The sequence below is a fragment of the Micromonospora sp. NPDC049257 genome (assembly GCF_040678915.1).
GTDB lineage: Bacteria > Actinomycetota > Actinomycetes > Mycobacteriales > Micromonosporaceae > Micromonospora > Micromonospora antibiotica.
In genome coordinates, this window is sequence record NZ_JBFAQU010000007.1 from 61702 (window position 1) to 74886 (window position 13185).

At 71.3% G+C, this 13185-nt stretch carries 12 protein-coding genes; 3 read left to right on the top strand and 9 right to left on the bottom strand.

Going from position 1 to position 13185, the window contains the following annotated elements:
* Positions 1-4: 4 nt before the first annotated feature.
* Both AB0K25_RS13390 and AB0K25_RS13395 read right to left on the bottom strand, forming a co-directional pair.
* A complete protein-coding gene (locus tag AB0K25_RS13390) occupies positions 5-1351 on the bottom strand; it encodes an aldehyde dehydrogenase family protein (RefSeq protein WP_308291133.1) in 1347 nt (448 codons plus the stop codon).
* A gap of 119 nt (positions 1352-1470) precedes the next feature.
* The gene (locus tag AB0K25_RS13395) at positions 1471-2835 is read right to left on the bottom strand and encodes a glutamine synthetase family protein (RefSeq protein WP_219468431.1); all 1365 of its coding nucleotides are present in this window, start codon (positions 2833-2835) and stop codon (positions 1471-1473) included.
* Positions 2836-3405: 570 nt separating this feature from the next.
* On the opposite strand from AB0K25_RS13395, the gene AB0K25_RS13400 reads away from it, so the two are divergent.
* A complete protein-coding gene (locus tag AB0K25_RS13400) occupies positions 3406-3954 on the top strand; it encodes a hypothetical protein (RefSeq protein ID WP_219468429.1) in 549 nt (182 codons plus the stop codon).
* Between the two features lie 113 nt (positions 3955-4067).
* Here the strand turns inward: AB0K25_RS13400 and AB0K25_RS13405 are convergent, their stop codons facing one another.
* The 3 genes from AB0K25_RS13405 to AB0K25_RS13415 all read right to left on the bottom strand — a co-directional run bounded on the left by AB0K25_RS13405 (position 4068) and on the right by AB0K25_RS13415 (position 6556).
* A complete protein-coding gene (locus AB0K25_RS13405; RefSeq protein WP_363820274.1) occupies positions 4068-5711 on the bottom strand; it encodes an amino acid permease in 1644 nt (547 codons plus the stop codon).
* Between the two features lie 453 nt (positions 5712-6164).
* Complete coding sequence (locus AB0K25_RS13410; protein ID WP_363820276.1) at positions 6165-6416, bottom strand: flavin reductase; 252 nt, start codon at positions 6414-6416, stop codon at positions 6165-6167.
* A gap of 5 nt (positions 6417-6421) precedes the next feature.
* Positions 6422-6556: a hypothetical protein gene (locus AB0K25_RS13415; RefSeq protein ID WP_255597924.1), complete on the bottom strand. Its 135-nt coding sequence runs from the start codon at positions 6554-6556 to the stop codon at positions 6422-6424.
* A gap of 191 nt (positions 6557-6747) precedes the next feature.
* Between AB0K25_RS13415 and AB0K25_RS13420 the strand changes: the two genes are divergently transcribed.
* Both AB0K25_RS13420 and AB0K25_RS13425 read left to right on the top strand, forming a co-directional pair.
* Positions 6748-7515, top strand: coding sequence for a DUF5753 domain-containing protein (locus AB0K25_RS13420; RefSeq protein ID WP_219468425.1), 768 nt, complete (start codon positions 6748-6750; stop codon positions 7513-7515).
* A complete protein-coding gene (locus AB0K25_RS13425; protein WP_219470768.1) occupies positions 7512-7706 on the top strand; it encodes a DUF397 domain-containing protein in 195 nt (64 codons plus the stop codon). Before AB0K25_RS13420 ends, AB0K25_RS13425 begins: the two co-directional genes overlap by 4 nt.
* Positions 7707-7745: 39 nt before the next feature.
* Here AB0K25_RS13425 and AB0K25_RS13430 read toward each other — a convergent pair whose 3' ends face one another.
* The 4 genes from AB0K25_RS13430 to pcaF all read right to left on the bottom strand — a co-directional run bounded on the left by AB0K25_RS13430 (position 7746) and on the right by pcaF (position 13018).
* Positions 7746-8246, bottom strand: coding sequence for a DUF456 domain-containing protein (locus AB0K25_RS13430; RefSeq protein ID WP_219468422.1), 501 nt, complete (start codon positions 8244-8246; stop codon positions 7746-7748).
* Positions 8247-8446: 200 nt separating this feature from the next.
* Positions 8447-10609: an EAL domain-containing protein gene (locus tag AB0K25_RS13435; protein WP_363820278.1), complete on the bottom strand. Its 2163-nt coding sequence runs from the start codon at positions 10607-10609 to the stop codon at positions 8447-8449.
* 7 nt (positions 10610-10616) lie between these two features.
* Positions 10617-11435: an SAM-dependent methyltransferase gene (locus tag AB0K25_RS13440; protein WP_208569286.1), complete on the bottom strand. Its 819-nt coding sequence runs from the start codon at positions 11433-11435 to the stop codon at positions 10617-10619.
* A gap of 377 nt (positions 11436-11812) precedes the next feature.
* Entirely contained in the window at positions 11813-13018 is a 1206-nt protein-coding gene (gene pcaF, locus AB0K25_RS13445; RefSeq protein ID WP_219468417.1) for a 3-oxoadipyl-CoA thiolase, read from the bottom strand.
* Positions 13019-13185 lie beyond the last annotated feature (167 nt).

A 13185-nucleotide genomic window follows, 5' to 3' on the forward strand; every position in this document is an offset into this window, starting at 1 on the left:
CGCCTCACTCCTCTGTGCTGATGAAGACGTTCTTGACGTCGGTGAAGGCGTGCAGCGCGTCCGGTCCCAGCTCACGGCCGAGCCCGGAACGCTTCATCCCACCGAACGGGGTCCAGTAGCGCACCGAGGAGTGCGAGTTGACGCTCAGGTTGCCGGCCTGCACCGCGCGGGCCAGCCGCAGCGCCCGCCCGACGTCCCGGGTCCAGATCGAGCCGGACAGGCCGTACTCGGTGTCGTTGGCGAGCCGGACCGCGTCGGCCTCGTCGTCGAAGGGGAGCACCGAGACGACCGGCCCGAAGATCTCCTCCCGCCAGTGCCGGTCGGCCGGGGAGTCGGCGAGCAGCACCGTCGGCGCGTGCCAGAAGCCGGGGCCGTCGGGGCGGGTGCCGGTGAACGCGACAGTCGCGCCGTCGACGTAGCCGGCGACCCGGTCCCGGTGGGCTGCGGAGATCAGCGGGCCCATCTCGGCGGTCTCGGCGGCCGGGTCCTCCACCCGCAGCGCCTGCACCGCTGGTTCGAGCAACTCCAGGAACCGGTCGTAGACCGGGCGCTGGACCAGGATCCGGGAGCGGGCGCAGCAGTCCTGCCCGGCGTTGTCGAACACGGCGTACGGTGCGGTGGCCGCCGCCTTCTCCAGGTCGGCGTCGGCGAAGACCAGGTTGGCGCTCTTGCCGCCCAGCTCCAGGGTGACCCGCTTCACCTGGGCGGCGCAGCCGGCCATGATCCGGGTGCCCACCTCGGTCGAGCCGGTGAAGCAGACCTTGCGCACGGCCGGGTGGGTGACGAACCGTTCGCCGACCACGTCGCCGCGACCGGGCAGCACGGTGAACACGCCCTCCGGCAGGCCGGCTTCGCGCCCCAACTCCGCCAGCCGCAGCGCGGTCAGCGGGGTCAGCTCGGCGGGCTTGAGCACGACCGTGTTGCCGGCGGCCAGCGCGGGGGCGAAACCCCAGGCGGCGATCGGCATCGGGAAGTTCCACGGCACGATCACCCCGACCACGCCGAGCGGTTCGTGGAAGGTGACGTCCCAGCCGCCGGGCACCGGGATCTGCTGCCCGGTCAGCCGCTCCGGCGCCCCCGCGTAGTAGTCGAGCACGTCACGGACGTTGCCCGCCTCCCACCGCGCATTACCGATGGTGTGCCCGGAGTTACGCACCTCCAGCTGGGCCAACTCCTCCAGGTGCGCGTCCACCAGCCCGGCGAACCGCCGCAGAACCCGCCCCCGCTCCCCCGGCGCAACCTGACGCCACGCCTCGAACGCAACAGCCGCCCGCGAGATAGCCGCATCCACCTCCCCCTGCCCGGTGGCCGCCACCTCCCCCACCACATCCCCACTAGCCGGATCGACCACCTGCGTCACGCCCCACCCCTTTCCCCGTCGATCATGGAGTTGTGGTGCCCCGCACAGACCACATACCGCCACACATCGTCCACCACAACTCCAAGATCGACGCAGACAGGGGGTGGAGGTCAGAGGCGTTCGAAGCCACGGGTCAGTTCCCAGTCGGTTACGGCGGCGTCGAAGGCGGCCAGCTCGACCTGGGCCTGGTTGGCGTAGTGGGCGTGCACCTCGTCACCGAAGGCGGTGCGGGCGATGTCGGAGTTCTGCCAGAGGGTCAGGGCGTCGCGGAGGGTGGGTGGGACGCGTTCGGCGGCCGGGTCGTCGTAGGCGTTGCCGGTGCACTCGTCGGCCAGCTCCAGCTCCTGCTCGATGCCGTGCACCGCCCCCGCGACCAGGGCGGCGATCGCCAGGTACGGGTTCACGTCCGCGCCGGGCACCCGGTTCTCCACCCGCATCCCCTGCCCGTGCCCGACCAGCCGCAGCGCGCAGGTGCGGTTGTCGGTGCCCCAGCGCAGCGCGGTCGGCGCGAACGAGCCGGGCTGGTAACGCTTGTAGGAGTTGATGTTGGGGGCGAACAGCACGCTCATCTCCCGCATGGTGGCGAGCAGCCCCGCCAGCACCCGCTGCCCGGTGACGCTGAGCTGCGCCGGCCCGTCGCCGAGCATCGCCGAGCGGCCGTCGACGTCACGCAGGGAGAAGTGGATGTGGCAGGAGTTGCCCTCCCGGGCGTTGGGCTTGGCCATGAACGTGATCGACACGCCCTCCTGGGCGGCGATCTCCTTCGCCCCGTTCTTGTAGATCACGTGGTGGTCGGCGCAGGCCACCGCCTCGTCGTAACGGAAGGCGATCTCGTGCTGGCCGAGGTTGCACTCGCCCTTGGCGCTCTCCGGGGTCAGCCCCGCGCCGGCCATCTCGGTGCGGATGCGCCGCAGCAGCGGCTCCACCCGGGCGGTGCCCAGCAGCGAGTAGTCGACGTTGTACTGGTTGGCCGGGGTGAGGTCGCGGTAACCGCGCCGCCACGCCTCCTCGTACGAGTCGCGGTAGAGGACGAACTCCAGCTCGGTGCCGGCGTACGCGGTCAGCCCGTGGTCGGCCAGCCGGTCGAGCTGCCGGCGCAGGATCTGCCGGGGCGAGGCGACCACCGGGCCGGAACCGTCGAGCCACTCCAGGTCGGCCAGGAGCAGCACGCTGCCCGGCTGCCACGGCATCCGGCGCAGGGTGGACAGGTCTGGGCGCATGGCGAAGTCACCGTAGCCGCGTTCCCAGCTCGACATTGCGTACCCGTCGACGGTGTTCATGTCGACGTCCACGGCGAGCAGGTAGTTGCAGCCCTCGCTGCCGTTGGCGACCACCTGGTCGAGGAAGAACGGGGCGTGGAACCGTTTGCCCTGCAGGCGGCCCTGCATGTCGGTCAGGGCGAGCACTACCGTGTCGATCTCGCCATCGGCGACGGCGACCCGGAGCTGTTCCAGCGTGAGCGGGGCTTTCCTCATCCGTGCGCCTCCATCACCAAGGTCTACCGGGCCTAGCGGATCACCGTCAATGCCCCGTTCGGGCGTCCCGGCAAACCCCCGCCCGGGGTTCCGCCGACCCGGTCCGGGTCACGTCGCCGGCCGCACCGGCGGGTGGCCGGGGCCGCACCTGGACGCACCGGTCCGGTGAGGACGTTCCTGCCGGCCCTCGTGTTCCCCGCCGCGCCCCGACGCCAGGCGACCCGGACGGGAATTGCAGAAGCGCGGCACACCGGAAACAATTATTCCGCGCGCGGGAAAGAACTGCGGCGACAAGCCGTTCATCCGTTCGGACAAACCATCGACACAACTATCCGTAATCACGCAGTGACCTTGCGGGAGAGTCGCCGCGTTGCCAGAATCTGACCGATCGGGTGCGACGCTCGGCACTTTCCCGAATGGCCCGTCCGTCTTTTCCGTCGACCACCTGCGCGGGTGCGCGCGATGCGCAGGTGCGTTCGTCGGGAAAACGGCTGGTCGGCGCACCGGTGACACCCGACGGTAATTCCGCACCGCCCGAACTGCTCCATCACGACGCACAAAGGACGCGTAATGACGAGAGTACGTCTGCGTGGCACGCCCCGCTCCTTCGCCGCCCTGGTGGCGATCGCCCTGTCCACCGTAATGCTCGCGGTGGCCGCCCCGGCCCAGGCAGCACCCGCCTCCGGTGCCGAGTCGACCGGCCACCTGATTCCCCTTTCCAGCGGATCCGCCGGCCGGTCGGCGAATTCCTACGGCACGCTCGCCTCGACCTCGATAACGGGAACCGTCGGTTCCATAACCGTCACCTGCACGCTGACGCCGAGCACCCCGTTCATCTACTACGGCGGCCTGTACGGTGGCGGCGAGGAGGGCCTCGCGACGGTCCGGTGCACCTACCCCGTCTACGCGGCCCAGGTCGAGGTCGCCCTGTTCCGCTACGGCACCCAGATCACGTACGGCACCCACACGAACTACAGCACCACCACCACGACCGCCGACACCGAATACCCTCGGTCCAGCGGCCAGTACCAGACGGGCGCGGACGCCTACATCACCTGGACCTACGGCGGGCCGACCAGCTTCATTCCGCTCACCTTCAGCAACAGCATCAACCTCTGACCTGCCCCGCACCGGCGGAAACGCCCGCAGGCGACCGGGCAGCCCCGGGCGGGACCCTCCTCGGAGGAGGTCCCCGCCCGGGGCTGCCCACCGTAAGACCCGGACGGTCGCGGTCAGGCCGGCTCGTCGGCCCGCGCGGCGTCCACCGCCGCAGGCGACCCCGGCCCGGGTACGTCGACGGTGCGGCGCGGGCCGGTGAACCACGTGCGGGCCGAGGCGTACCACCAGATGCCGACCCCGAGCAGCACCCCGCCGACGGCCAGCGGCGCGTAGTTCACCGCCGACCAGCTGAACTCCGGGTTGCCGGGCACCCCGGCCGGCACGATCGGCAGCACGAAGTAGACCGAGATGATCACGATCTCGACCACCGCGATCCAGCCGAACACCTTGTACTTGCGCCCGAGCGTCCACGGCCCCGGCTCGAACCGGTCGCCGAGGCGCAGCCGCAGCGCGATCGGGATGACGAAGGACAGGTAGAGCCCGATCACCGCCACCGACACCACCGCGTAGAAGGCGACCGGGACGCCGTCACGCTGGTAGAGCGCCGGCAGGGTGAGCACCAGGCCGGCCAGCGTCGCCCCGATGATCGCGTTGGCCGGGGTGCCGTTGCGGTCGACCTTCGACCACAGCCGCCAGCCGGGCACCGCGCGGTCGCGGCTGAAGGCGTATGCCATCCGGCTCATCGAGGTCACGCAGCTCATCCCGCAGAAGAACTGCCCGATGGTGGAGATGATGATGACCGTCTTGAAGAAGAACGGGGTCAACGCGGATTCGAAGATGGCGCCGGAGAACCCGTTGGCCGCGTTGATCGCGTCCACGTCGGTGGCGGCGAACAAAAACGCCAGCAGCAGGATCCACCCGCCCACCGCCGAATAGAAGATCGACCGCCACAGCCCCTTGGCCGCGGCCTGCGACGCGCCCCGGGTCTCCTCGGACACGTGCGCGCAGGCGTCGAATCCGGTGATCGTGTACTGGGTGAGCAGGAATCCCAGCGGCAGCACGTAGAACCAGAACGTCAACCCGCCGGTGTCGCCGTCACCGAACCCGGAGTTGTTGAACCGCTCGGTGAAGACGAACTGGAAACTCTGGTGCCGGTCGGGCACCAGCAGCAGGATGGCCACCACGGCGGCGGCGCCGGCCACGTGCCACCAGACCGACACGTTCTGGAGTACGTCGATGATCCGGTGCCCGAAGATGTTGATCAGCCCGTGCAGGGCCAGGATGATCACGAACAGGACGAATGCCTGCCGCAGCGTCCCCTCCCACCCGTCGAAGAGCGCCGACAGGGTCAGGTTGAGGAAGGTGGCGCAGCCGTAGTCCACCGACGCGGTGACCGCGACCAGGCCGATCAGGTTGAGCCAGCCGGTGAACCAGCCGTGCACCGGCCGGCCCATCTTCGCCGCCCACCAGTAGATCCCCCCGGCCGTCGGGTACGCCGACACCAGCTCGGCCAGGCAGAACCCGATGATCAGGATGAACAGCGAGATCAGCGGCCAGCCCCAGGAGATGGCGACCGGTCCGCCGTTGTTCCACGCCTGCCCGAAGGTGGTGAAACAGCCGGCCAGGATCGAGATGATCGAGAACGAGATGGCGAAGTTGGAGAAGCCGCTCCACGTGCGGTGCAACTCCTGCTGGTAGCCGAGTTCGGCGAGTCGTCGGGCGTCGTCGTCCGGCGCGTGCGGTTGCCCGGCGGTCGGCGGTTGCCCGTTCCCGGCGGTCGGCGGTTGCCCGGTGGTCGGCGGGGGCGTTGTGGCCACAGCACACCTCCCTGAGGTGGTACCCGGTACTGCCCGGGTGGTCCCGGTGCGAGTGCGCCCGAGTCTCGTCCCGCCGATCACCACGGTCAATCCGTCGCCGGTGCCGAACTCGTTAATTCGCGTCATCCCTGGCGGGCGGTGGTCAGGTCGCCCGGGGGCGGTAATCGGGTTGCCCCGGGGCCGGCACCGACGGATGCTTGAGCCCGTGACCAGGCCCGATCGCGACGGGCCGACGCCGGGCGCTCGGCAGGAGCCCGGCACCACGGCGGCGCGGGGCGTCCACCTCTCTCTCACGTACGGCGTCGTGCCGTACCCGACGGGCGTCCCGCTCCGCCACCCACTCCCGCCCCGATCCACCCGCCTGGGTCGATGTTGCGGAATCCGCCGGGCATGGACAGCACAACTTCGGCCCAGACGAGTCGATCTTGCCGCCGACCGCCCCTGGTAAATCCCTCAGCCTCGGGCCCTGGCCCAGGAGAGGAAGCGTTCGGTCATGCCGGTGGGCGGGTGGGCCGGGTGGAGTTGGGTGAGCTGGTTGGTGGCCTCGTGCATGAGGGTGCCGAGATAGATCAGCAGGGACATCCGGTCGTGCCGGTACTCGGTGAGCAGCGCGAGCTTGGCCGGCTGGCAGGGCCACTGCCGGCCGCAGTTGCGGCAGCGCCACAGCGGACGCATCGCGACGTGCGGGACGGGCGGACGGACCACCACCATCACCGCCCCCACAGCGCAGCGGCCTGCGCCTCGTCGTCGATCAGGTCAGGCGACCACAGGAACCGCTTGACGCTTCCGAGCACCCGGCAGGGCGGCGTCCTCATGATCCTCCACCACATGACCGAACCCTTCATGTCGACCTCCTCGCGTGCCTGGGAAGGGGCCGCTCCCACTGGCCAGAAAGGGAGCGGCCCCCGCGAAGTCGGCCCCGACACCGTTCCGTCAGAGCCGACCCACCTGGGGCAACCTTGCCCAGAGCGACGGGATCAGTACACGACGTTAATCTATGCTCAGGGACGTTCGTGACATCCACGATGGAGGCGGGATGAACCACGCGCTTCAGGAGGCCATGGCCGAGGCCGGCGAGACAGCAGAGAGTCTTGCCGCTCAAACAGGAGTCGACCCCAAGACGGCAGCGCGGTGGATATCTCCGGGACGTGTGCCGCAACCGCGTCGACGGGTGACCGTGGCCGCGATCCTCGGCCGGGACGTTGGTGACCTATGGCCCGATGTCCTCAAGCGCCGCGAGCCACAGTGGCTGAGAAAATGGGTCGACTGGGAGCGTGAAGCCTTGGCCCTGCGCTGGTTTGAACACTGCTGGATACCTGGCCTACTCCAAACCGAGGCGTATGCGCGGGCCACTCTGGCACACAACCTGCTGCCTGCGGACGAGATCGAGGAGCGCGTGGCGTCCCGGCTTGAGCGCGGCTCCATTCTCACCAGCGGCAGACCCCCGCAACTCGTCGCCGTCATCGACATGGCGGCGTTACGTCGCCCGATGAAGAGTCACCCCGCCGCAATGAAGGAACAGCTCACCCACCTGGCCGATGTGGCTGAGCTACCGCACATACAGATCCTCGTGGTGAGTGAGGACACTGGGCTCTATCCTGGACTACAGGGCGGCTTCATTCTTGCCACCCTTGGTGACGGCTCAGTAGTGGCACATCTCGATCATCAAGTGCGAGCGCAGGTGGTGAATGAGGCCGATGACCTTGTTACCCTCCAGCAGACCTGGGAGATGATCAGAGGCGAAGCCTTCTCCCGCAGGCAGTCACTCAACCTCCTCAAGGAAGCGGCGAGCACATGGACCTGACCGGCGCACAATGGCGCAAGAGCACCAGGAGCGGCAGCAACGGCGGCTCGTGTGTCGAGGTGGCCGACAACCTGACCGGCGTCGTCCTGGTGCGGGACACCAAGGACCGCGACGGCGGGACCCTGACCTTCGCGCCGGACAGCTGGCAGGCGTTCGTCGACCTGGCCAAGCAGATCGACCCGGCTGCCTGACCTGCCGCCCGACCACCACCGCCCCGCCCACGTGGGTGGTCAGGTGAAGAGGAGGCCGGCGACCCAGAGGGCGGCAATCACCAGGCCAGCCAGGAACTCCACCATCATCGACAGGCCGGCCGCCTTCAGCGCCTGCACCGTGGCCGGCCAGGCGAGCTGGTTGCTGCCCAACCGCAGCCGCTCGGCCCCCCACACCCCGCCGACGAAGCCGATCACCAGGCCGATCACCGGGATGACGAAGAACCCGACCAGCCCGAGCAGGCCCCCGACGAGCAGCGACGACGTCGGCACCCCGGTGCGCTTGAGGTTGCGCCCCGGCCAGGCGTACTTGATCACGGCACCGGCGGCGGCGACCACGGTGGCCGCGCCGAGCACCGCCCAGCGGCCCGGCCCGGCGTCGCCGAAGACCGCCCAGAGCAGCACCCCGCCCCAGCACAGCGGCAGCGCCGGCAGGCCGGGCACCACCACCCCGGCCAGTCCGGCCACGATCGCGATCGCCGCGACCACCGAGACCGCCGCCCCACCATCGGTCAGGCTCACCCCGCCACCTCTCCCCCGCCCGGTTCCGCCCCGGTCACCTCGTCACCATGCCAGAGCACCCGGCTCCCCGCCGGCCACCCGTACCCGACCGGCCGCTTCCGGCCGCCCCACCCCGAACGACCACGCCCCACCCCGAACGACCACACCTCGCCCGGCACCACCGCGCGCCGACGACGCCCCCGAACCGGCCGGGGAGCAGGTCACTCCGTCGTCGCCCCGCGCAGGCGGGCGGTGATCTGGTCCGCCGGGGCGGGTGGGCCGAACCAGCGGCCCTGCCCGGTGTCGCAGCGCAACGCCCGCAACCGCTCCGCCTGCTCCCCGGTCTCCACCGCCTCGGCGGTCACCCACAGCTCCAGCGCGTGCGCCAACCGGACCAGGGCGTCGACGATCCGTTCGTCGCGGTGGTCGGGCGGGGAGTCGTCGCCGCCCCGGATGCCCTCGACGAACGGGCCGGCCAGCTTCAGGCAGTGGATCGGCAGCCGCCGCAGGTAGACCAGGTTGGAGTAGCCGGTGCCGAAGTCGTCGATGGCCAGTCGTACGCCCAGGTCCGCCAGCCGGTGCAGCGACCGTAACGGCTCCCCGGCGGTGCCCATCACGGCGCTCTCCGTCAGCTCCAGCTGCAACAGCTCCGCCGGCAGGCCCGTGCGGCTCAGCGCGCTGGCGACGGTGTCCACGATGGCCGGGTCGTCGGCCTGCCGGGCGGCCAGGTTGACGCTGACCACCAGTTTCGCCTCGGGGAACTCGCGGTGCCAGGCTCGGGCGTCGCGGCACGCCTGGCGCAGCACCCACTCGCCGAGCCGGACGATCAGCCCGGTCTCCTCGGCCAGCCCGATGAAGCGGTCCGGGCCGACCAGGCCCAGCTCCGGATGGGCCCACCGGACCAGGGCCTCCACCGCGATCATCGAGCCGTCCAGCAGGGAGACGATCGGCTGGTAGTGGACCACGAACTCGCCCCGGTCCAGGGCCGCCGGCAGGCCGGCGGCCAACGCGGACCGGGCGATGTCGGCGGCGCTGCGCTCCGGGTCGTACACCGCCCAGCGGCCCCGGCCCTCGGCCTTGGCCCAGTACAGCGTGGTGTCGGCGGCCTTCATCAGCTCGGAGACGCTGGTCTCGCTGGCCGGGCACTCGACCACCCCGATGCTGGCCGAGACGGCGAGCTGGTGGTCGCCGACAAGCACCGGGGCGGCCACCGCGGCCAGCGCCAACTCGGCGACACCGACCGCGTCGTCGATGCCCTCGCCCTCGTTGACCAGGATGACGAACTCGTCGCCGCCCATCCGGGCCACCAGGTGCCCCTGACCGATGACACAGTCGGAGAGCCGTCGGGCGATGGTGATCAGCAGCCGGTCACCGAGGTCGTGGCCGAGGCTGTCGTTGACCGCCTTGAAGCCGTCGAGGTCCAGGAAACACACGCCGATCCGCTGCTCCGGCCCGGCGTCGGCGAAGACCTGACCGAGGGTCTCGAAGAACAACGTCCGGTTGGGCAGGCCGGTCAGCGGGTCGTGCAGCGCCTGGAAACGCAGCCGCTGCTGGAGTTCGTACCGCTGGGTGATGTCCTCGATCATCGCGACCGTGAACCGGGGGCGGCCGTCGTCGTGCCGGATCAGCGAGACGGCCAGGTCCGTCCACACGACGGTGCCGTCCTTGCGGTAGTAGCGCTTCTCCACCCGGGCGGTGTCGTGCTTGCCCTCGATCAGCTCCTGGTACAGCTCCCACATGCCGGCCGCGTCCTCGGCGTGGAACAGCGACGACACGTTGGTCTGCTGCAGCTCCTCCCGGCTGTAACCGAGCATGTCGGCGAACGACTGGTTGACGTCGATGATCTGGCCGTCGATGCCGGCGATGCCGATGCCGATGGCCGCGCCGGTGAAGACCGCCCGGAACCGGGCCTCGCTGTCACGTAGCGCCCGCTCAACCGCGTCCCGGGCCTGCCAGGCCGATCGGGCGATCCGCTCCTGCTGACTGAAGGTACGGTCGCGTAGGGCCCGACCGAATCCGGCGGCCAGCCCACCCTGCACCGCCGCCACCCGGGCGGGCAGATCGGGCGGCAGGTCCACCGGAGGCAGCACCCGCTGCGGCAACTGCTCGCCGAGCGCCCGCACCGACCAGTCGAGGATGCGCGGTTCGGTCAGGTGCGCCTCCACCAGCGCCCGGCCCACCTCCTCCGCCGGGGTGGCGGAGAACTCCTCGGCGAGCAGGGCCTGCGCCAGCCGTACGGTGTGCACGAGCAGCAGCCGCTCGGTCTCGTCCGCGCTCATCGGCACGAACCCGAGCCGGCGTACCGCCCGGGCCCAGTCGGCGGCGTAGCCCTGGGCACCCGGACGGGCCGCGTCGGTGCCGCCGGGGTCCGGAACGGCGGACATGGTCGACTCAGCCGGCTGTGCGGTCGTACCGGGCGACGCCGCCGAACGCCCCGAACCGCTCGGGGTGCTCGTCCACGTCGGACGGAGAGTCGGGCCGCCACAGCGGCATGTGCACCACGCCGGGCTCGAGCAGCGTCCAGTCCCCGAAGAAGCCGGTGATCTCGGCGCGGGACCGCAGCGTGATCTCGGTGTCGGTACGCGCCGAGAGGCGCTGTGCGTCGAGCATCTCCTGGGGCTGGTCCTCGAAGGTGGAGTGCGAGACGACCAGGAAGCTGCCGGGTGCGGCGGCGGCCCGGAGGGTGGCGAGAATGTCGGCCGGCCGGTCGGCGTCGGGGACGAAGTGCACGACCCCGGCGAGCAGGATGCCCAGTGGACGGTCGAAGTCGATCAGGCCGCTGGCGCGTGCCTCGTCCAGGATCAGCTTCGGTTCCCGCAGGTCGGCGTGCACGGCGACGGCCCGGTCGTTGCCGGCGAGCAGTTCCCGGCTGTGCGCCACGGCGACCGGGTCGATGTCGACGTAGACGATCCGGGCCTGCGGGTCGGCGGCCTGGGCGACCTCGTGGACGTTGCCCACGGTGGGGATGCCCGAGCCGATGTCGAGGAACTGGTCGATGCCGGCGTCGAGCAGCACCCGGACCGCACGGCGCAGGAACTCCCGACCGGACCGCATGGTGTCGGCGAGGTTCGGGGTCATGCTGGCGATCTGCTCGGCGAGCCGCCGGTCGATCTCGAAGTTGTGCGCGCCGCCGAGGAAGTAGTCGTAGACCCGGGCGGCGCTGGGCCGGCTCAGGTCGATCTCGGCGGGAAGTCCGTCCGGCGTCTGCATCGCTGTCTGGCCCCCAGTTCGTCGCCGCGGTGCGGGAGGGCACCGGTGTCGACGGCGTGCGCGGGCACGCGGAGCCGCACCGGCCGACCCGCGGATCGTGTGGTGCTGACCACTCTAGGCCCGTCCGCCCAGGTACGGGAGATCAGCTGACCCCGATCTGTGGCCGGCCGGGCGGCGCGAACAACCCGGACGCCCCGCCGTCACCCTGGGCTGCCACCCGCACACCCGACGGTGACACCTCCACCTCCCGGCTCGGCCGGCCGGCCGGGCACCCGGCGTCGGCCGGTCGGTCGGTCCCCGGGCATTCCCCACCGGCCGGGCCCACTCGACGCCGGTCGACCCGCCGGGCCCACTCGACGCCGGTCGACCCGCCGGGCTCAGTCCACGGATTCCAGCAGCAGCGAGATGCCCTGGCCGACCCCGACGCACATGGTCGCCAGGGCCCGCCGGCCACCCCGGCGACGCAGCTCCAGGGCAGCGGTCAACGCCAGCCGGGCCCCGCTGGCCCCCAGTGGATGCCCCAGGGCGATCGCGCCGCCGTTCGGGTTGACGTGCTCGGCGTCCTCCGGCAGGCCCAACTCGCGCAGCACCGCGATCCCCTGCGCGGCGAACGCCTCGTTCAGCTCGACCACGTCCACGTCGGCCAGGGCGACGCCGAGCCGGCCGAGCAGCCGACGGGTGGCCGGCACCGGACCGATCCCCATGATCCTGGGCGGTACGCCGGCCACCGCCGCGCCGCCGATCCTTGCGAGCGGGGTGAGGTCGTACCGGGCCACCGCCGCCTCGGACGCGACCAGCAGGGCCACCGCGCCATCGTTGAGGCCTGAGGAGTTGCCGGCGGTGACGGTGCCGCCGGACCGGAACGGGGTGGGCAGCGCGGCCAGCTTCGCAAGCGAGGTCTCCCGGGGGTGCTCGTCGACCTCGACCAGCTTCGTCTCCCGCCGGCCGGCGGGCACGGTCACCGGCACGATCTCCTCGGCGAACCGGCCGTCGGCCTGCGCCTTCGCGGCCCGCTGCTGGGAGCGCAGGGCGAACTCGTCCTGGGCCCGCCGGTCGACGCCGAACTCGGCGGCCACGTTCTCGGCGGTCTCCGGCATCGAGTCGGTGCCCCAGCCGGCCGCCATCAGCGGGTTGACCAGCCGCCAGCCGAGGGTGGTGTCGTACACCTCGGCGGCGCGGGAGTAGGGGGTGGTCGCCTTCGGCATGACGAACGGGGCCCGGCTCATGCTCTCCACGCCACCGGCGAGCACCAGGTCGGCCTCTCCGGCCACCACGGCGCGGGCGGCGATGGCCAGCGCGTCCAGGCCCGAGCCGCAGAGCCGGTTGACGGTGCTGCCCGGCACCTCCTGTGGCAGGCCGGCCAGCAACGCCGCCATCCGGGCCACGTTGCGGTTGTCCTCACCGGCCTGGTTGGCGCAGCCCAGCACCACGTCGTCGACCCGGGACCAGTCCACCGCCGGGTGCCGGGCGACCAGTTCGCGCAGCACGTGGGCGGCCAGGTCGTCGGGGCGTACCCCGGCGAGGGCGCCGGCGTACCGGCCGATCGGGGTACGGACTCCGGACACGAGGTAGGCCACGGTCATCGACGCACGTCCTTCGGGGGTGGGAAGGGGCTGGCGGTGCCGGCGTCGCCCGGATCACAGGGACGCCGGCCGTCAGGATATCCACGCCCGTGCCGAACGGCCCCCGGCCGGGGGGTTGCGCCGACCCTCCCGAGCCGGATGGCGGCCGGGGCGGCCCGTGACGCCGG

Excerpts from the sequence above, each read along its gene's own strand:
- AB0K25_RS13435 (WP_363820278.1), bottom strand. The coding sequence starts at position 10,609 with ATGTCCGCCGTTCCGGACCCCGGCGGCACCGACGCGGCCCGTCCGGGT.
- AB0K25_RS13440 (WP_208569286.1), bottom strand. The coding sequence starts at position 11,435 with ATGCAGACGCCGGACGGACTTCCCGCCGAGATCGACCTGAGCCGGCCC.
- AB0K25_RS13415 (WP_255597924.1), bottom strand. The coding sequence starts at position 6,556 with ATGAAGGGTTCGGTCATGTGGTGGAGGATCATGAGGACGCCGCCCTGC.
- AB0K25_RS13395 (WP_219468431.1), bottom strand. The coding sequence starts at position 2,835 with ATGAGGAAAGCCCCGCTCACGCTGGAACAGCTCCGGGTCGCCGTCGCC.
- AB0K25_RS13400 (WP_219468429.1), top strand. The coding sequence starts at position 3,406 with ATGACGAGAGTACGTCTGCGTGGCACGCCCCGCTCCTTCGCCGCCCTG.
- AB0K25_RS13420 (WP_219468425.1), top strand. The coding sequence starts at position 6,748 with ATGAACCACGCGCTTCAGGAGGCCATGGCCGAGGCCGGCGAGACAGCA.
- pcaF (WP_219468417.1), bottom strand. The coding sequence starts at position 13,018 with ATGACCGTGGCCTACCTCGTGTCCGGAGTCCGTACCCCGATCGGCCGG.